At 36.8% G+C, this 18968-nt stretch carries 19 protein-coding genes, 1 pseudogene, 1 CRISPR repeat array and 1 riboswitch; of the genes and pseudogenes, 18 read left to right on the forward strand and 2 right to left on the reverse strand.

The window, feature by feature from the left end; genetic code table 11:
* Positions 1–6: 6 nt before the first annotated feature.
* The 9 genes and pseudogenes from cas7d to acear_RS13000 all read left to right on the forward strand — a co-directional run.
* The gene (gene cas7d, locus acear_RS04365; protein ID WP_013277799.1) at positions 7–954 is read left to right on the forward strand and encodes a type I-D CRISPR-associated protein Cas7/Csc2; all 948 of its coding nucleotides are present in this window, start codon (positions 7–9) and stop codon (positions 952–954) included.
* Positions 955–1031: 77 nt separating this feature from the next.
* Positions 1032–1736: a type I-D CRISPR-associated protein Cas5/Csc1 gene (cas5d, locus tag acear_RS04370; RefSeq protein WP_013277800.1), complete on the forward strand. Its 705-nt coding sequence runs from the start codon at positions 1032–1034 to the stop codon at positions 1734–1736.
* A 3-nt stretch (positions 1737–1739) separates the two neighbouring features.
* On the forward strand, positions 1740–3989 hold the full coding sequence (gene cas3 / locus acear_RS04375; protein WP_013277801.1) for a type I-D CRISPR-associated helicase Cas3': 2250 nt from the start codon (positions 1740–1742) through the stop codon (positions 3987–3989).
* Positions 3946–4596 (forward strand): CRISPR-associated protein Cas4, encoded by a 651-nt coding sequence (gene cas4, locus acear_RS04380; RefSeq protein ID WP_049772653.1) that lies wholly within the window; start codon positions 3946–3948, stop codon positions 4594–4596. The genes cas3 and cas4 overlap by 44 nt, the downstream gene beginning before the upstream one ends.
* Entirely contained in the window at positions 4596–5591 is a 996-nt protein-coding gene (cas1d, locus tag acear_RS04385; protein WP_013277803.1) for a type I-D CRISPR-associated endonuclease Cas1d, read from the forward strand. The genes cas4 and cas1d overlap by 1 nt, the downstream gene beginning before the upstream one ends.
* Positions 5592–5864, forward strand: coding sequence for a CRISPR-associated endonuclease Cas2 (cas2, locus tag acear_RS04390; protein ID WP_013277804.1), 273 nt, complete (start codon positions 5592–5594; stop codon positions 5862–5864).
* Between the two features lie 39 nt (positions 5865–5903).
* Positions 5904–6698 carry a CRISPR-associated endoribonuclease Cas6 gene (cas6, locus tag acear_RS04395; RefSeq protein WP_013277805.1) on the forward strand — a complete coding sequence of 265 codons (795 nt, stop codon included), beginning with the start codon at positions 5904–5906 and terminating at the stop codon, positions 6696–6698.
* Between the two features lie 285 nt (positions 6699–6983).
* Positions 6984–7531: a CRISPR direct-repeat array (repeat unit 38 nt; unit sequence CTTTAAAGAACTATAATTTCGTTTAAGGAATTGAAACG).
* Between the two features lie 93 nt (positions 7532–7624).
* Complete coding sequence (locus tag acear_RS12785; protein ID WP_245526699.1) at positions 7625–7780, forward strand: hypothetical protein; 156 nt, start codon at positions 7625–7627, stop codon at positions 7778–7780.
* A pseudogene (locus acear_RS13000) lies at positions 7767–8208 on the forward strand ((Fe-S)-binding protein); the annotation flags it as partial. The gene acear_RS12785 and the pseudogene acear_RS13000, both read left to right, overlap by 14 nt.
* 121 nt (positions 8209–8329) lie before the next feature.
* On the opposite strand, the gene acear_RS04405 reads toward acear_RS13000, so the two are convergent.
* Complete coding sequence (locus acear_RS04405; protein ID WP_013277806.1) at positions 8330–8710, reverse strand: PH domain-containing protein; 381 nt, start codon at positions 8708–8710, stop codon at positions 8330–8332.
* A 212-nt stretch (positions 8711–8922) separates the two neighbouring features.
* On the opposite strand from acear_RS04405, the gene acear_RS04410 reads away from it, so the two are divergent.
* Entirely contained in the window at positions 8923–9111 is a 189-nt protein-coding gene (locus acear_RS04410; RefSeq protein WP_013277807.1) for a hypothetical protein, read from the forward strand.
* 37 nt (positions 9112–9148) lie between these two features.
* Here acear_RS04410 and acear_RS04415 read toward each other — a convergent pair whose 3' ends face one another.
* Entirely contained in the window at positions 9149–10075 is a 927-nt protein-coding gene (locus acear_RS04415) for an AEC family transporter (protein ID WP_013277808.1), read from the reverse strand.
* A gap of 294 nt (positions 10076–10369) precedes the next feature.
* On the opposite strand from acear_RS04415, the gene acear_RS12100 reads away from it, so the two are divergent.
* From acear_RS12100 to cobM, 8 genes are all read left to right on the forward strand, one after another.
* A complete protein-coding gene (locus tag acear_RS12100) occupies positions 10370–12610 on the forward strand; it encodes an alpha amylase N-terminal ig-like domain-containing protein (protein ID WP_013277809.1) in 2241 nt (746 codons plus the stop codon).
* Positions 12611–12624: 14 nt separating this feature from the next.
* The gene (gene malQ / locus acear_RS04425) at positions 12625–14112 is read left to right on the forward strand and encodes a 4-alpha-glucanotransferase (RefSeq protein ID WP_013277810.1); all 1488 of its coding nucleotides are present in this window, start codon (positions 12625–12627) and stop codon (positions 14110–14112) included.
* Between the two features lie 89 nt (positions 14113–14201).
* Positions 14202–14397, forward strand: a riboswitch (cobalamin riboswitch).
* A gap of 127 nt (positions 14398–14524) precedes the next feature.
* A complete protein-coding gene (locus acear_RS04430; protein ID WP_013277811.1) occupies positions 14525–15142 on the forward strand; it encodes a precorrin-8X methylmutase in 618 nt (205 codons plus the stop codon).
* Between the two features lie 25 nt (positions 15143–15167).
* Positions 15168–16298 (forward strand): cobalt-precorrin-5B (C(1))-methyltransferase CbiD, encoded by a 1131-nt coding sequence (gene cbiD, locus acear_RS04435; protein ID WP_013277812.1) that lies wholly within the window; start codon positions 15168–15170, stop codon positions 16296–16298.
* Positions 16274–16900 (forward strand): precorrin-6y C5,15-methyltransferase (decarboxylating) subunit CbiE, encoded by a 627-nt coding sequence (gene cbiE / locus acear_RS04440; protein ID WP_013277813.1) that lies wholly within the window; start codon positions 16274–16276, stop codon positions 16898–16900. The genes cbiD and cbiE overlap by 25 nt, the downstream gene beginning before the upstream one ends.
* Complete coding sequence (cbiT, locus tag acear_RS04445) at positions 16893–17483, forward strand: precorrin-6Y C5,15-methyltransferase (decarboxylating) subunit CbiT (RefSeq protein ID WP_013277814.1); 591 nt, start codon at positions 16893–16895, stop codon at positions 17481–17483. Before cbiE ends, cbiT begins: the two co-directional genes overlap by 8 nt.
* A gap of 1 nt (position 17484) precedes the next feature.
* Positions 17485–18198, forward strand: a complete 714-nt coding sequence (gene cobI, locus acear_RS04450; RefSeq protein ID WP_013277815.1) for a precorrin-2 C(20)-methyltransferase — start codon at positions 17485–17487, stop codon at positions 18196–18198.
* A gap of 4 nt (positions 18199–18202) precedes the next feature.
* Entirely contained in the window at positions 18203–18967 is a 765-nt protein-coding gene (cobM, locus tag acear_RS04455) for a precorrin-4 C(11)-methyltransferase (protein WP_013277816.1), read from the forward strand.
* The last annotated feature ends 1 nt before the right edge of the window (position 18968 follow it).

Consider the following 18968-nt stretch of genomic DNA (forward strand, 5'->3'; position numbering starts at 1 on the left):
ATTAAAATGGATTTATTGGATGAATATAGTGACTTTTTGGTGGATGAGTATCAGAATTTTCCGCAGAGTAACTATGTAAATATCTTATTGGTGAGAAAAACTGAATCTGAAACAATCTTTAGAACTGAAAGTGAAGGTGGGTTAAGCAAAGAATTTGTTAGAATTACTGGACAAGAAGAGCCCACTCAACGAGTAGTGATGACTAAGCGCAAACAGGTAGCAGTTGAGAGAAGGACAGGTAGAGAGTTATTACGCAGACATGATCAATTATTTGAAAATGATGGAGATATCTGTGCTATGAATAGAAATACACCCTGCGGTGAATGTGTAGACTGCATGTTATACGGTTTTGCCGTCGGTAGTGGTGGAGCACAGAAAGCTAGAGTGATTACTAATGATGCTTATTCTTTATTACCAGCTAAAAAAGTGACGGCTAAAAGGACCTTCAATGCATTATATGATAATGGAACTATGAGAGATCCAGAGACTGGAGAAACTTCTACTAGTTTAGGTGAGGTTGAATATATTAAGCCGGAGACTCACTTTATTGATGTTCAGACACTTAAAGATGTTACTGCAGAAGAGTTAATTTATGTATTAGGCAATATTTTGAGAAGTACCCGCTATGGTGCCATTTCGTCTAAGATCGGGAAAATGGAGAATTATCTAGTAGGCATTTACTTTAGTGACTGCGAATTAACTAGTAACTTAGAATTAACCCAACAGGTAAATCAAGAATTGGAAGAAGTAGAATTTCCGCTGGAAACTGATAAGATTAAAGGCTTAGCTAAAGAGAAAATGGATCAGTCATTAGAGAGTATATTCGGGCAGGTCAAAGTTCTGGCTGATGAAAAGTTAGATCAGCTGCTTAATGAGATACGGGAGATCTATCAGAGTGATGAGCAAATAGAAGAGTTATTGGAAACTATAGTTAAGAAGTATCCGGGTAATTAGAGGTAATTACATATATTCAGGGCTGGCTGGTTAGCTAGTCCTGATCAGATACTGTAATCTGTGGAGGTGAACTGAAAGTGGAACAGGAACGGAAAGTATATCATGTGGAATTAGAACTGTTGGAAAATACTTTTTTTGCCAGCAGAGAGATCTATAATTATTATGAAACGGAACCGCTGTTAGGCCATTTTGCTTTAGCTTATGCTTTAGGATTATGCCAGGGGACGTATTCACAACCGAAAAAACCTCTTTATCAAGAACACTTTACTGACTTAAATGATAAAGGAATTTATCTAACACCTGCAACAGTAATCGGAAGACCGAAGTTTATTATTCAAAACTTCAATACTTTAAGTGATAGTTACTGGTATTCTTTCGAGAACAATGCTGTAGAAAGTGATAGATCTAAAGATAGGACTTCTGCTTCTAATTTTCCCCAGCAGGGTAGAGCTAAGATGTTGGCTACAGGAAATCAATTTAGTTTTTATTTATTTAGCAGAGATGAATTAGAGCTGCCTCGTTATATTAGACTTGGTAAGTTTATGAGCAAGGCTAAAGTGAAGCAGAAAAAGGTTAATTATGAATTACAGGAAGTAGAACAGAAGAAGATTAGAAGAGTTTTAAGTCCACTAGATTTTGGAGAGAAAGTTGAGATGCATAGTTATGATACGATAAATATTCGGCCGACACCATTAATTAAGAATAGTATTTTAAGCGGAAAGATGCTCTATATTAAACAAAGTGATGAATACTTGCCGGCAGATATGAGTTATGGGGTGTAAATTATGATTGAGATTAGTCTAAGTGAAGATTATGAGCCAGTGAGCAAAGAGAATCCTTTTAATCTAGAATATACTCCCTTAAAGCATCAGTACCAAACTTATCGAGCACTACAGGATAATCAGATAGTGATGAATCTTCATAATACAGGAACGGGGAAGACATTAGCTTCATTACTATATTTATTTGATCTGCAGGAAATAGGAGGAAATGTTCTGTTTATTGCTCCTACTAATGAGTTGATCCACCAACATGCTCGCGATATCAAAGGTTTTATTACTGAAAATGATTTGAAGTTTAATGTAATCAATGTTGATGCTGGATTATTAGAACAGCTGACTTCTCAGGCTAGGCGAAATGGAGATAAACTACATCGGTTATTGAGTAATCCGTTGGAGTTTGCTAAGGAGTTGGACTTAGAGTTCACTGACCGAAGCTATCCTTTTGTTTTTGTAACGAACCCTGATATCTTTTATTATGCGCTTTATTTCCAGTACAATAGAATTGATCGGAGAAATTTATGCCAGGATTTTGCTGCTCTTTTTTCCTATATTGTGATTGACGAGTTTCATTACTATAATTCTAAACAGTTTGCAAACTTTCTTTTCTTCTTTGCGCTATCTAAGGGGTTCGGTTATTTTGCTGAGGATAGACGAATCTGTCTTTTATCTGCTACTCCTGCTCAGTATGTAATTAATTATTTAGAAGAATTGGATTTGAAGATGGAGATTATAGATTTAGAAGGAGATCAGGAGAAGAAGTTACAGACTTTAACTAAAGCTAAAGCAGAGATTGTTGCTGGTGATTTAGATGAAGAGATAGATTTAGTTGAAGATAAGATTACAGACTATCTCCATCAGGGATTAGAGGGAGTAATTATCGGTAATTCATTAAGTAGAATTAATCGGGCTTTTGCTCAGATAGAATGGCCGGATAAAGAAAGAATTACTGGGCCGCAGAGCCGTAGGGCTAGACAGGAGGCCAATAAGAAACAGTTAATTTTAGCTACTCCAACTGTCGATATCGGATATAACTTTGATAAAGAGAATAAGAATAGACAGAATATCGATTTTGCTGTTGTGGAGGCTAAATCAGTAGATGAGTTACTGCAGCGAATAGGTCGAGCTGGACGAGTATTAGGTAAAGAGATTCAAAACCAGCCTAGTAAGCTATTGATCTTAGTTGATGACAATAGTTATAGCGTGTTGGCTGATGAGTTAGAAAAGAATAAAGAATACGGCCGCAAGGAGTTTGCTAAGTTATTAGTAAAGTTAAATACTCCACCGCAGAAGAAAGAGTTTGTACAGTATATTAATTCTTATGCTTTATTAGAGTCTTTCTATCCGTTATATGAGATGTACTGTGCTATGCCTGATGAGATTAAAGATTATATAGAAGAATTATTTAATCTGTTACAGGAGATTTTTAGTGGAACTAAGAGCTTTAGAAAATTGCTAGCAATCATGAGTAAGTTTAAGCATCATGAAAGAGTCTGTGAAGGAGAAGAAGAGTTAAGCCTACAGGATTGTCAGGATTTTTCTTACTGGTTCGATAATCGGACTTATCCTGATGATGTAATCGAGGAATATGCTGAAAATTCTGGTTTTCAAAAGAGTGTAATGGATTTTATCAGACAGGAGTATGCTGTAAAGAAGAGCTTATTTAATTTTCGTGATTCCTTTAATGGGCCTCGAGCTGTAGTATATGATCCTCAGGACATTTTAGCTTCTGATGAAGTAACAAGTTATGATCTATTACATGTAATTAGAAATTATAAGTATGATCTCTATTCATCACGCCAACAGTTTAAAGAAGCAACAGGAAGTGACCTCAAAGGAGACTTTTATTTACAGGTAAGGGACTTTAGATCGGAAAAGATGAGACTATCCTATAGGCTTAAGTCACCGTATGGATTGGATAAACAATCATTTGAAGAAAAACTATGTAATCGTCCATTAGCTTTATCTGGACTTGAATTGGTCAGTGATTCAGCTTTGAAGTCGGAGATTACGAATTATTTTAAGGAAGAATATATTCCGATGTTGATTATGACCAATAATTTAACTTCTAATCTTTATGGGGCAGTAAAGAATAGTGCTATCTATCCAGTTAAAATAGAGATGATTTTTCCTGATTATGACTCTGAGGAATACTATGTTATCTTAGGTACAGCAGCCTTTTTGGTCTATCCTGAATTACGTGGTGCTATTTATGCAGCCGAGAACCAGAAAGAAGAGCCGGAAATTATTATCTAAAGAAGGTGATAATTTGGATCAGAAACTCTATGTTCCTTTATCTGCTATTAATGCTTATAATTATTGTCCGTATCGAGTTTATTTAGAGTATGTATTGGGAGAATGGAAGGATAATACTCATACAATAGAAGGCATTTTAAAACATGATCGGGCCCATTCTGGTGAACGTAGATATGATAGTAATAGAATACAGACAACTCAGGTTTTTGTTAAATCTGAACAGTATAGATTAGTAGGTAAGATAGATGTGGTGGAAGAAAAAGAAGGAGAGGTATATCCTGTAGAATATAAGAAGGGTAGATCGGGAGAATGGATTAATGATCATCTTCAGTTATGTGCGCAGGCACTTTGTTTAGAAGAACAGCTAGGAGTAAAGATAACGAAGGGGTATTTATGGTATTTTAGCAGTAGGGATAGAGAAGAAGTTGAGTTTGATCTAAAACTAAGAGATAAAACAATTGAGACAGGAGAAAGTGTATTAAAAATTATGGAAGGAGAAGTGATACCAGAAAATGAATATAGCCGGCGGTGTAGAGCTTGTAGTATAGAAGAAATCTGTTTACCGAAAGAAGTTTCGATCCTTAAAAAAGGAGGCATAGATTATTAATGCCTACTGTTTATGTTACTCAAGAGGATACTGCTTTACGCAAAAAGGGAGAGCGGCTAATAGTTAAACAAGGTAAGGAAAAGATAGCGGATGTTCCATTAGTTAAGGTTGATCAGGTTGTGGTCTTTGGGAATGCTTCCATTTCAGGTTCACTAATTAGTTTGTTATTAAAAGCGGAAGTACCGATTGCTTATCTATCTTACTATGGTAAATATAAAGGAAGGTTAGTGCCTGAGTACTCTAAAAATTCATTATTAAGACTTAAACAGTTTGAAGCTCATAAGGACATGAAGGTGAAATTGGAATTGACAAGAAAGATAGTTAAAGGAAAGCTTACAAATATGCGGACTCTGTTAATGAGGGATACTAGAGAAACGCGGTCAGAAGAAGTAAAACAGTTATGCCAGAAGATGAAGAATATCATTAATAAGATAGAACGGACAGAAAGCATTGATAAGCTACGTGGATTTGAAGGTATGGGTTCGAGGTATTATTTTAGTCAGTTTAATGAAGTTTTAAATGACAGTTTTAATTTTAATGGACGTAATAGACGTCCTCCTAAAGATCCGGTTAATTGTTTGTTAAGTTTCGGTTATTCTCTGTTGTTAAATGATGTATTAGCGGCTCTTTATTTAGTAGGATTTGATCCTTATATTGGCTTTTTTCATTCTAGTCAGTATGGTAAACCAGCTTTAGCATTGGATTTGATGGAAGAATTTAGACCTGTAATTGTTGATTCAGTAGTTAAAAGTGTAATTAATAAAAAAATGATAGTATCAGATAATTTTAATAAAACTTGTGGTACGGTAAAAATGAAGGATAAAGCTCGAAATAAATTTTTAGAGCAGTATGAAAAAAGATTAAGAGAAGAATTTACTCATCCTGTATTTGAATATAAGGTTACTTGGCGTAGATGTATAGAATTACAGGCTAGGTTAATAAGTAAGACGATTAATGAAGAAATTGAAGAGTATCCACCATTGGTGGTGAAATAAATGTTTGTTGTGATCTCTTATGATATTTCAGAGGATAAACGAAGGAATCGGATCTTTAAGATATTAAAGGATTTTGGTACCTGGATTCAGTATAGTGTTTTTGAATGTGAATTAGAAAAGAAAGATTATCTGAAATTGAGAGATAGGTTACAAAAAGTGTTGGATGAAGATGAAGATAATATTAGGTTTTATTTTTTATGTAGTAAATGTGAGGATGAGATAGAAAGGATAGGTAGTGAGAGCAGTCCAGCACAGCAATCAATTATAATATGAAGCAAATTAATATGATGAGCATTGATTGGAGGGGGATTTATGTTCTATAGTGTGATAGTTAGATTTCGTGCTAAAAAGGATATCTACTTTAATTATTATCCTGGAGAGAGTCTACATGGTATGTTATTCCATATGATAAATAAGAGAGATGAAGAGAAAGTTACTGTTTTACATGATAGGTACAATAGTAAACCTTTTACTATTTCTCCGATTTTACCCTATTTGAAGTGGAGAAAAGGAAAGAGATACTTGAAAAAAGGAAAGAAATACTTCTTTAGAATAACTTTTTTAGAAGAAGAGTGGTACAAATTATTTATGGAATACTTTTTGTATCACCCAGAAGGTTTAAAATTAAATGGTGTTAAAATTGAGGTTATTGAAGCTTTGACTAATTCAAAGCAGGATAATCGATGTGACTGTATTGAGCCAAGTCAGCTGCGGCAGAATAGTGGAGATGACCGAAAAATTAAATTCAAGTTTCATTCGACGACTACTTTTAGTATTGAAGATAGACACATCATTTTTCCTAGAGCTGATTATTTATTTAATAGTCTATTCAGTAAATGGCAGGAGTTTGGTTCAGAAAAGTTGACGGTAGAAAGAGAAGATTTTGATAATATATATCTTTCACGTTATGATTTAGAATCAACAATGGAGTGGTTTAATGATTATCCGATCAAAGGCTTTGAAGGGAAATGTAAGTATGAGTTAAGCTCTAAAATATCTTCTAAGAAAGTTAAAGATATTAACTTATTAGCGGGTTTTGCTTTTTATGGAGGGGTAGGTTATAAAACAACTATGGGATTAGGACAGGTTGCTAGAATGCAAAATTAATAAAAATTGGAATTCAAGCAGGAAAAAGAATATTTATGTATAATGAATATAATGGACATTGAAAATAAGATTAGTTTCCGAGGGCTTTAGTATGGGGTAAAACCCCTGGGGACGCTCGGAAATGGAGTAAATTAGAGCATTTGGTAGTAAAACAGATTATTTCTTATATAATTTAAAATACATTTTTAGTAAATATTGCAGCTTTAGAAGAGATATGCGTAAAATAAAGAGGTGCTCGGAAACTAAAGTTTAAGTTCTTTGATACTAGGTTTGAGTAGGGACGCACTTTAAAGAACTATAATTTCGTTTAAGGAATTGAAACTTTATTTTTTTAAATTAATACCATTTTAGTGTTGACACTTTAAAGAACTATAATTTCGTTTAAGGAATTGAAACTGCTTGAACATCATCTTTAGATCATCTCTTTTCTTAACTTTAAAGAACTATAATTTCGTTTAAGGAATTGAAACGGAAGATTTTGGAGATGTCACATTCGAGGAACTGGTCTTTAAAGAACTATAATTTCGTTTAAGGAATTGAAACGCTGCTAATAACTCACTCACATTATTCATCTCCTTCCTTTAAAGAACTATAATTTCGTTTAAGGAATTGAAACGTACTGCTTTCTGCTGTGCAGCTTGGGCTTGTGCCTTTAAAGAACTATAATTTCGTTTAAGGAATTGAAACCATCATTTGGAGATTCATGTGAATTAATTGTTAAAGCTTTAAAGAACTATAATTTCGTTTAAGGAATTGAAACAGGATAATATGCTTTCACTCGTTGCTTCGGGAGAGCTTTAAAGAACTATAATTTCGTTTAAGGAATTGAAGCTAATATGATTAATTAAATGATAGAGGTGGTTTGAGATTTTAACTATAAAGTGTGCTAAATGCAAATCCAAGACAATGAATTTAGGAGGCTAAAAATGGCCCATCGAACTTCCCGCTCAGGATATGAAAACTTAGTCGAACGGCTGAATGAGTTTCCTCAGGGAGCGCCTCCATCTGACACTCTTTATAAGATATTGGAGATGTTATTTACTGAACGCGAGGCAGAATTAGTATCCTTACTGTCGCCATAAGATGGAACATAAAGGTCAGGCCTGTGATGCTCCTATGGAGATTTGTATGACCTTTAATACTGCCGCTCAATCTTTAATTAAGCATGATTATGCGCGGGAGATAAGTACCGGTGAATGTCTAGAACTTCTAGAAGAGGCTAAAGAGCATAATTTAGTTCAATTTGGGGAAAATGTACAGTAGGAGGTAGGGTTTATCTGCAATTGCTGTAGCTGCTATTGTGAAGCAATGATTGCTGCGCAGAAGTTTGGCATGATGGATCCGGTCCATACTACCAAATTTAATTTTTGATAATCAGGCATTGATTAGTCATCGGGCTATGACTGCAATTTTAGGAGCAATTTTAAAGCTGCCCCCTCTAAAACAGATCTTAGCCAATAAGCAGATTAAATCGAAGTATTTAGGTAGACTGATTGATAAGCTGAATTAGTATTAAAATACAGAATTCCGCTTCTATATAGAAGCGGGATAAAAATATGTAAACATGCATATTCTTAGTAACAAGATGCTATAAATTACATTATTAAGTTACTTGCAAAAAATAATTCTAACTATTTTAGTGCATGTTTCGATAATGTCTTTTGAACCTCAAGAATGTCACTACTTTTTTTACTGAATTCTTTTATGACAGGCTGCTGGAGGCTGGCAATCCAAATCTTTAATTCTGAGTCCCTATCAAAAGATCTAGCAGTTTCTATACTGAAATGTCTGATACTGCTGTAGGGAATTGAGTGAAGCTCTTTTTTGGCTCCTGTTAACCCCTGTTTATCTACAAGTATAAGACGTTTATTCGTAAATACAAAATAATCCCTTATTAACTGATATCCTTGTTCAATTTCTTCTCCTTTAATTAATATTTCTGCTAACTCTTTTTCTAATTTTTCCATATCCATTTCTGATGCATTTCCCATAAGTCCGCTAAATAATCCCATCTAGATACCTCCTTAGAAATTTAATCAATAATTCAAGTTGTTTGATTATTATATTCAAATAGCAATTCACCTATTAATAAAATGAGAATAATTTAATTATAAAAAAGAGTAAAAATTCAGTCAATATAGGTTCCGGCCCAGTCTAAAAAATCATAAACTATATATAACTTAGAAAAAGGATTAGTTTGAGAAGCTATACAGGAGGTGGAAAAATGAAATGGATTATTGGATTTTTAGCTGTGCTTGGGATTAGCGTTTGGGCATTTGTAAGTTTTCTAAAAAGCAATTTAAAAGAGAAGAAAGAAGTAGAAGTCATATCTGACAATCAAACTGATCAGTCTGACGATAATATGGAAGTAGTTCGAGAGAAGATGATGAATGGTATAGAAGAGGATAAGTGAACCTTCAATATTTACTTGTAAGAAACGATTAAGTAATTCACAAGGTAATTAGATAAATAAAGAAGGGAATAGTCACTAGGGAGAATAGAGTTGTCACAAAGACTCCTTCGGATGCTAGGGTATAATCTGCTCCAAACTTTTCAGCAAAGACAACTGTAGTAGCAGCTGAAGGCATAGCAAAGAGGATAACAACTATATTATTAATCTTTGTTGGTATTGTAAACGGCTGTAGGAGTAAAAAGATTATTAACGGAATAATTATTAATTTGAGTCCGCTAATTAAGTAAAGATACTTATTATATAGAATAGTTTTAAAGTCTATATTGGTTAAAGAACTGCCGATAACGATCATCGATAAGGGGAAAGTCATGTTACCTAACCGATCCAAAGCGCCAGTAAGTGGATTAGGTAATTGGTAGCCGGTTAATAGAAAGCCGAATCCAATTATAATGGCAATGAGTCCATTATTTAGTAATTTTTCAAACTGTATTTTATTATCTCCATCCTCTTTTTTAGTAAATAAATAGATTCCATAAGTCCAGGCTAGAACATTAAAAAAGATATTGCCTATGATAGCATACAGCATTCCGTATTCAGGATAGATAGCATCGATTACTGGATATCCCATATAGCCTACATTACCAAAGATAGTTGCAAATTTAAAGACAGACTTTTGGTTCTGGGAAAATGGTAAGTAGTGGCTTAATAGTGAAATCATCCCAATGATAAATAGATATAATCCGCCCCACACCCAGAAACTAATCTGTAGGTTGTTGACTAAACGAGGGTTTATTTCAATGATCATCGAAGAGATGATTAAGGCTGGAAGAGTAACTTCCATAAGTAGATCAGTTAAGCCGTCACTGACTTCTTGATTGATAATCTCTTTTTTTCTTATGATATAGCCGATAAAAATAATGATAAATAATACTAATATCTGATTTATAATAATCGAAAACTGCATAACTTATTATTTCCTCCTATGTAAAATCTATAATTAATGATAATCATAATTATTCTAACATAAGAAAACGTTTGTTTCAAAATATCTTATTACTGGAAAGTAGGAAGTAAAAGCTATAGAATTCAAGTAAATATAATTTTAAAGCAGAAATAGTAAATCGATACATAAAAATAGTATATTTATTATAAAATAATGCCAAAAAGTATAAATAGTAGTTTATTATTTACTATTGTAATTTATGTGGTCCGAGGATATAATTGAAATAGCAAGTTAAAAAAATTGGGGGAATGGAGAATGGCGGAAAGTTTTGAAGTTACTTTCACTTATAAGCCGGTAATTTCGGTGGATAGTGTTAATCTAATCGGTGACTTCAACGATTGGGATCTTGATAGAACACCGATGGCTGACGAAAATGGTGATGGGACTTACGAGGTGACATTGGAATTAGAGGCCGGAGAGTATCAATATAAATTTGTAGTTGATGATGATAAATGGCAGAAACCTCCTGAGGCTGACTATTATGTAGATGATGGATTTGGTGAAAAAAATGGTGTGATTATAGTTGGGGATGAGGTACCGCTTCGAGTTTCGGTTAAAGGAAATGGTGTAATTGATTTTGAGACATTACGCCATAATAATAGTGATGTTAAGTTTGCTAATCCTCTGAGCAGGGATAGAATTTCAATTCGCTTCCAGACCAGAAGAAATGATGTTGAAGAGGTAACTTTATGTTATAATGATGGCCAAAAACAGAGAATTCAACTGGAGAACTTTGCGACTTATGAAGAGTTCGATTTCTATAAAGCAATTATTGATTTAGAGAATCCGTATTTTGAGTATTATTTTGAAGTTAAAGATGGAGATAAAATTATCTGGTATGATAAAGAAGGGATTAAAGAAGCAGATAACGGGAAGTTGACCGATTTAACTTCTTTCCAGTATAATTTATCCGAGGTAGATATCTTTAGGACTCCTGGCTGGGTTAAAGATGCTATCTTCTATCAAATCTTTCCTGATCGGTTTTATAACGGATGTAAAGAGAATGACCCGGAAAAAATTGAGGTATATAAAGATGAAGATACTCGGTGTGATGCTGTAATTCCTGACTGGGAAAAAGGGGTACCTCCTAATCCGCCAGTTTTAACTGAAGAGACAGAATTTTATGATAACAAGAATGAGATTCATCCCGAGGCCGGATATTATGTCTTTTACGGCGGTGATCTTCAGGGGGTAGAACAGAAGATTCCTTATCTTAAGCGGTTGGGGGTTAATGCTGTTTATCTCAATCCTATCTTTAAAGGAACTGCTAATCATAGATATAATACAGCCGGCTATGAATTAGTCGATGATACGCTGGCTATCAAAGGCGATCTTGAAGCCTCAGAAGAGTATGTAATTAAGTTGATAGAGAAGCTGCATCGGTATGGATTTAAGGTGATCTTTGATGCTGTCTTTAATCATACTGGCTATGAACACTGGGCTTTCCAGGATATTATAGAGCATGGTAAAGATTCTAAATATGTAGACTGGTATAATATTCACAGCTTTCCTATAGTACCGCTCTATAAGCAGAATAAAGAGAATCCACCGAATTATGACTGTTGGTGGGGATTTGGTCATCTACCGGAATTAAATGTTAAGAATCCTGAGGTTAGGGATTATATATTCCAGGTTACAGAAAAATGGATGGATCCTAAGGGTAATGGCGATCTTTCGGCCGGAATTGACGGCTGGAGGTTGGATGTTCCCAACGAGGTTAAAGAGGTAGTGCCTAATTTCTGGCAGGATTGGCGGGAATCTGTAATGGAGATTAATCCAGAGGCTTATATTGTAGGTGAGATCTGGGATAATGCATCTGATTATCTACAGGGAGATGAGTTTGACGGGGTAATGAATTACCGTTTCAGGGATGCAGCATTGAGATTTCTCGGCTTAAATGAGATAAAGGGTGATGAATTTGCAGCGGAATTGAGTAAAATGTATTTTCAGTATCCAGAACAGGCAAACTATTCAATGTTAAATTTAATTGATAGCCATGATACTAGCCGCTATTTAACTGTAATTGATGAGGATAAAGAGAGAATGAAGCTGACTGTGCTCTTTCAGATGACTTATCTGGGAGCGCCTATGGTCTATTATGGCGACGAGATAGGTATGAAAGGTGAAGATGGACCGGACTGTCGGCGAACTATGATCTGGAAGGATAGAGGTTATACTAAGCCGGATTATGATCTATTCAATCATTATCAGCGTTTAATTAAGATTCGGAAACAGCAGCCGGCACTGCGGCGGGGTAATATTCGCGGAATTGATATTGCTTATGATCAGGTTGATGGTTTTAAGAGGAGCTATGGAGACCAACAGCTACTGGTGCTGTTAAATGCTGGCAAAGAGATGATTGATTTAGAAGTAGAAGTTGATGCAGCTGATGGTAAGTATCGAGAACTCTATCAAAATAGAATAGTATCAGTTGATAATGGCCGACTGCATCTTAAACTCGAAGGAATAACAGGGGCTATAATTAAATTAAGTTAGAAAGGGGTAGAATAGTGGAGTTTAAAAGACAGAGCGGTATTTTATTACATCCCACTTCTCTGCCAGGGGATTATGGAATCGGTTCTTTAGGTGAAGAAGCTTATGAATTTATAGATTTTCTTGTTGCTGCAGACCAGAAGTTATGGCAGATACTTCCGTTAGGTCCAACCGGATATGGAGATTCTCCATACCAGTCCTTTTCAGCCTTTGCTGGTAATCCATTATTGATCAGTTTAGAGCGGCTTAAGGAAGATGGATTATTAGCAGCAGATGATTTGAAGACAGAGAAAGAATTTGCTCTGGATTATGTAGATTATGATCAGGTAACTGAGTTTAAGTATCCTCTATTTGAAAAGGCCTTCCAAACGTTTAAACGGGATGCTGCAAAGTCGATCGAGGATAAGTTTCAACGTTTCTGTTGTGAGAACAGCGACTGGTTGGATGATTATGCACTCTTTAAGACACTTAAAGAGTGCTTTGAGGGGCAGCCGTGGTATGAATGGGATGAAGATATCAAATTAAGAAGGTCGGAAGCTATAAACCATTACCAGGAAACTCTGCAGGATAGAATTAAGTTTCATAAATTTATTCAGTATATCTTCTTTAAACAGTGGAATAGATTAAAAGCCTATGCCAATGAAAATTATATTAAGATAGTTGGTGATATTCCTATCTTTGTAGCCTATGATAGTGCAGATGTCTGGGCTAATCCTGAACTCTTTTCTTTAGATGAAGATAAGAAGCCGATTAATGTAGCCGGAGTGCCCCCAGATTATTTCAGTGAAACAGGACAGTTATGGGGTAATCCATTATATGATTGGCAGAAATTAAAAGAGACCGATTATGACTGGTGGATAGATAGATTTGAGACAACCTTGGAATTAGTGGATATTGTTCGTTTAGACCATTTTAGAGGCTTTGCTGCCTACTGGGCAGTTCCTTATGGAGAAAAGACAGCTGTTAGAGGCAAATGGAAAGAAGGGCCGGGCAGAGACTTCTTTAGAAAGGTTAAAGATGAATTAAAGAAACTGCCTATTATTGCTGAAGATTTAGGTGTGATTACTGATGAAGTTGAGGAATTGAGGGATTACTTCAAGCTTCCCGGGATGAATGTTTTACAGTTTGGTTTCAACTCTCAGGATGATAACAACCATCTGCCCCATAATTATACTAAAAATTCAGTAGTTTATACCGGAACCCATGATAATAATACTGTTTTAGGCTGGTATAATAATGCTGATGATGAAGCTAGAGAATATGCAATAGAATATCTAAAAGCTAGTGAGGATAATATCTGCTGGGATTTTCTGCAGGCAGCCTGGGCTTCAGTATCCAAAATTGCTATTGCCCCTCTTCAGGATATTCTTTCGTTGAATAGCGAGGCTAGAATGAATACTCCAGGAACTACTAAGGGTAACTGGAAGTGGAGATATAGAAAAGAAATGTTGGATGTTAATTTAAGCAAGAAACTAAAGAGATTAACCGGAATATACCATAGATAAATCTACAAGTCTTCACTTTTTTACAGTAAAAAGAAGGATTTTTTTGTCAGATGTAGAAATATTCTAGATACAATGTAGTTTAATTAAGTGAATAAAGCAGATGGCTGGGTGCCTTTTGTATTTACAAAAGGATAATAGGGAATCAGGTCTAAGTCCTGAGCGGGTCCGCCACTGTAACTAGTTAGTTAGGCTTAAATTGCCACTTGGATAGATTGATATCTAGGGAAGGTAAAGTCTAATGTTTAGGCTAGAAGCCAGGAAACCTGCCCAGCTGTTATCCTACATAATCTTCGGAAGTAGAGATTTGTAGGAAGGTTAAGCAGTAATTGATTCCTTTATTCCTTCCTCAATCTTGGTTTTAAGATTGAGTTTTTTTATTTTAAAAATGATAGAATCAGGGAGGTAGTTTAATTTGGAAATTATTCAGAATCCAGAGGCAATTGAAGATAAGAGCATGAATATTATCGAAGAAGAAGTAGCCGACTTAGAATGCAGCGACCAGGAAAAGAAGATAGTCAAGCGGGTGATTCATGCTACGGCTGACTTTGATTTTAAGGACTTAATTATTATATCCGAGGATGCCGTTGAGGCAGGACTTCAGGCTTTAGAATCCGGTTCCAATATTGTAACTGATGTTAATATGCTGCGGGCCGGAATTAATGATCGGAAATTAGGTTCATTTGGTGGGGAGCTGAAGTGTTTTATTAGCAATGATGATGTGGCTAAAGAGGCTAAAGAGAAAGGAATTACTCGATCGATGATGTCTATGCGGCGAGCAGCAAAGAATCCTGATAATAAGATCTTTGCTATTGGGAATGCTCCTACGGCTCTTTTTGAGTTGATGAAGCTTATCAAAGCAGGCAAAGCTGATCCGGAATTGATTATAGGTACACCAGTCGGCTTTGTGGGAGCTAAAGAATCCAAAGCAGAATTGGAAAAGATGGATCTACCCTTCATTACAGTACGGGGACGTAAAGGAGGAAGCAGCGTAGCAGCTTCCATTACTAATGCTTTGTTGTATATGAAGTAATTGTTAGCCAATAGAGGTGAAGATAATGTTTGAATCCTATGTAAAACGGAATGGTGAGAAATTAAGGCGGGGCTATACTACTGGAACTGCTGCTGCTGGAGCAGCCAAAGCTGCAGCAGAAACTTTATATTCGGGACAGACTTTAGATGTGGTTAAGGTAGATACTCCTGCTGAGATAGTAGTTGATTTAGAGATAAGTGGGACTGAAATCAAAGAAGAAAGTGTTAGCTGTACAGTGCTTAAAGATGGCGGTGATGATGCCGATATTACTGATGGAACAGAGATAGTAGCCGAAGTAACTAAACTGGACAGCGGAATTGAGCTCAAGGGCGGAAAAGGGGTAGGAGAGGTTACAAAACCTGGGCTGGCTGTGGAAGTAGGTAAGCCGGCCATTAATCCAGTACCCCGGGAGATGATTATCGATTCAGTTAAAGAGGTTTTACCACCAGAAAGCGGGGCAAAGATTACCATCAAGGTGCCCGAAGGTGAGGAGTTAGCCGCTAATACACTGAATCCCCGGCTGGGAGTAGAAGGTGGAATTTCGATTTTAGGAACTACCGGTATCGTTGAGCCTATGTCCAAGAAGGCTTACCGTGAATCGCTGGTAGTTACTCTTGACCAGGCACTGGCTGAAGATAATTATGAGTTGGTTTTTATCTTTGGTAATTACGGCAAACAAATGGCACAAAGCATGGGAGTTTCTGATAATCAGTGGGTTAAGATGAGTAACTTTGTCGGCTATATGCTGGAGCGGGCAGCTGAAAGGGAGATTGAACGGATTATCCTGTTAGGCCATGTTGGTAAGTTGATTAAAGTAGGAGCCGGCATCTTTGATACTCACAGCAGTGTAGCCGATGCACGGCTGGAGATAGTAGCAGCCTATACTGCCAGCTTAGGTGGCAGTCAGCAGTTAATTCAAAAGATCTTGGCGGCCAATACTGCCGAAGAGACGATTCAGATTCTGCGTGAAGTTGAGTTAGCTGAAGATGTATTTAATTTATTGGCTAAGCGGGTGGTTGCTAGAGCTGCTGAAAAGGTAGAATATGAAATTGATTTTGGTGCTATTCTATTTTCAATGGACCAAGAGGTTGTAGGTAGTTATGGAGTAGAGTTAAAGAAAGGAGCGGAAGAATGGAGAATCAAATCTATGTGCTAGGTATCGGACCAGGCAGTAAGGAGTATATGCTGCCGGTTGTTGAACGGTTAGCATCAGAATCCGATGTCTTAATCGGCGGTAGACGGGCTTTAGAATTATTTTCCCAGTTAGATAAAGAAGAGTTAGTAATCAAGGCTGATCTGGAGCGGATTCTGAATTATATTCAGGATAATTATCAACAGAAACAGATAGCTGTATTGGTCTCCGGAGATCCAGGGCTGTATAGTATGCTGAACTATCTATCGAAACACTTCAGTAAGGATCAGTTGAAGGTTATTCCCGGTATCAGCTCGCTGCAGTTAGGCTTTGCTGAAGCAAAGTTAGTCTGGCAGGATGCTGAGATTACCAGTCTGCATGGCAGAGAGAGATCTGAACTGCTGGAGTTAGTTCAAAAGGAAGATAAAGTAGGCTTCTTTACTGATCATAAATTTCCTCCGGATGAGATTGCTCAGTATCTACTGGATAATGGAGTTCAAGATAGAAAGGCCTTTGTCGGCGAGCGCCTGTCTTATGAGGACGAACGAATTATTGATGGAGATTTAGAAGAAATAGCAGACTCTGATAACTTCGATATGTCAGTGATGGTGGTTTATAGTGAGTAAATGGAGGTTTCAAACACCAGGTATTCCGGATGATCTTTTCATTAGAGGAGATCTGCCGATGACTAAAGAAGAGGTTAGGGCGGTGACTATCTCTAAACTCCGTTTAAAACGGGATAGTGTTGTCTGGGATATTGGAGCGGGAACTGGTTCTTTAAGTATTGAAGCAGGATTGATTGCTGACCAGGGCAGTGTCTGGGCTGTCGAAAGAGAATCGGAAGGAATAGAATTGATCAACCAGAACTGTGAAGAGTTTGGAGTAGAAAATATTGAACCTATCAATGGCGAAGCTCCAGCGGCTTTAGCAGATCTGCCGGCTGCAGACCGAATTATTATCGGCGGCAGCGGTGGACAGCTAGAAGAGATACTAGCCATGGTTGATAAGAAGATGACAGCCGAGGGCAGAGTAGTTCTCAATGCTATTACTTTAGAGACGCTGTTGGCAGCTAAAGAGTCTTTGAGTAAAATGGATTACAGTTTTAATATAGTAACAGTCAGCATCACTCGAACAAGAGAAATAGGCAACTACCATATGCTAGATGCCCAGAATCCTATCTATATTATTGCAGGAGAGAGGAGAAGATAAGATGGCAGGTAAGTTTTACGGAGTAGGAGTCGGACCAGGTGATCCAGAATTAATGACGCTTAAAGCAAAGCGGATTCTGGATCAAGCTGACATTATCTGTACTCCTAAGTCAAAAGCAGGAAAAGATAGTATTGCTCTATCGATAGTAAAGGAAGTAGTTTCGACTGAAGGAAAGATAAAGGATCTCGTTTTTCCTATGACTCACGATCAAGAAAGGCTGGATAAATTTTGGAATGAAGCAGTAGATGAAATTCAGGCTGAACTGGAAAGCGGACAGAATGTAGCCTTTATTACTCTTGGTGATCCTTTATTATACAGTACTTATATCTATGTTTTAGAAAGGTTGCAGAATAGACCAATGGAAGTAGAGATAGAAACTGTTCCTGGGATTAACTCATTTTCTGCCTGTGCTGCTGCTATGAATCAGCCGCTGGCAGAGAAGAATGAAACGCTGTCTATTATTCCGGCAGCCTATGATTATGATGATTTAGAAGAGATTCTAGCTACTTTTGATAATACAGTTTTGATGAAGGTAGCCCGCAACTTTGATGAGGTAGTAGCTAAACTGGAGAAGTTAGAGATGAAAGAAAGCTCCTTTTATGCCAGTAAATGCGGCCGCAGTGAAGAGCTGTTGACTAGAGACTTAGATAGTCTATTAGGCGATGAACTGGATTATCTATCATTAGTAATTGCTAAACAGAGAGGAGAGGAATAAAGTTATGAAGGTCTACTTTGTTGGAGCAGGACCAGGAGATCCAGAATTAATTACTGTTAAGGGCCAGAAGATTATTAAGAAAGCCGATGTTATTATCTATGCCGGTTCATTGGTTAATCCTGATGTCTTGGATGTAGCTAAAGATGAAGCTGAGATACATAATAGTGCTTCTATGACTTTAGAAGAGGTGCTAGAGGTAATGGAAACAGCAGTTGCTGAGAATAAACTGGTAGCCAGAGTCCATACCGGTGATCCCAGCCTCTATGGAGCAATCCAGGAACAGATCGATGAGCTAGTAGAGATGGAGGTTGATTTTGAGGTGATTCCCGGCGTTAGTTCCTTTCTGGCTACGGCAGCCAGCTTAAAGCGGGAGTATACTTTACCTGATGTAAGCCAGACAATGATTCTGACTAGACTGGAAGGCAGAACCAGTGTACCGGATAAAGAGAAACTGCATAAACTGGCCCGCCATAATGCTTCGATGGCAATCTTCTTAAGTGTCCATATGATAGGGGATGTAGTCAAAGAATTAGCCGAGGAGTATCCAGTGGAGACCCCAATTGCAGTGGTTCAGAAGGCCTCCTGGCCTGATGAAAAGAAGGTGATCGGTACTCTAGAGACGATTACTGAGAAGGTAGAAGAAGCTGAGATCGATAAGACAGCTATGATTGTAGTAGGCGACTTTCTGGATACAGAGTATTCGCGGTCCAAACTATATGATAAGGATTTCAGCCATGAATACCGGACAAGTAATACTGGGAGCCAGTAAA

The sequence above is a fragment of the Acetohalobium arabaticum DSM 5501 genome (assembly GCF_000144695.1).
Taxonomy (GTDB): domain Bacteria; phylum Bacillota; class Halanaerobiia; order Halobacteroidales; family Acetohalobiaceae; genus Acetohalobium; species Acetohalobium arabaticum.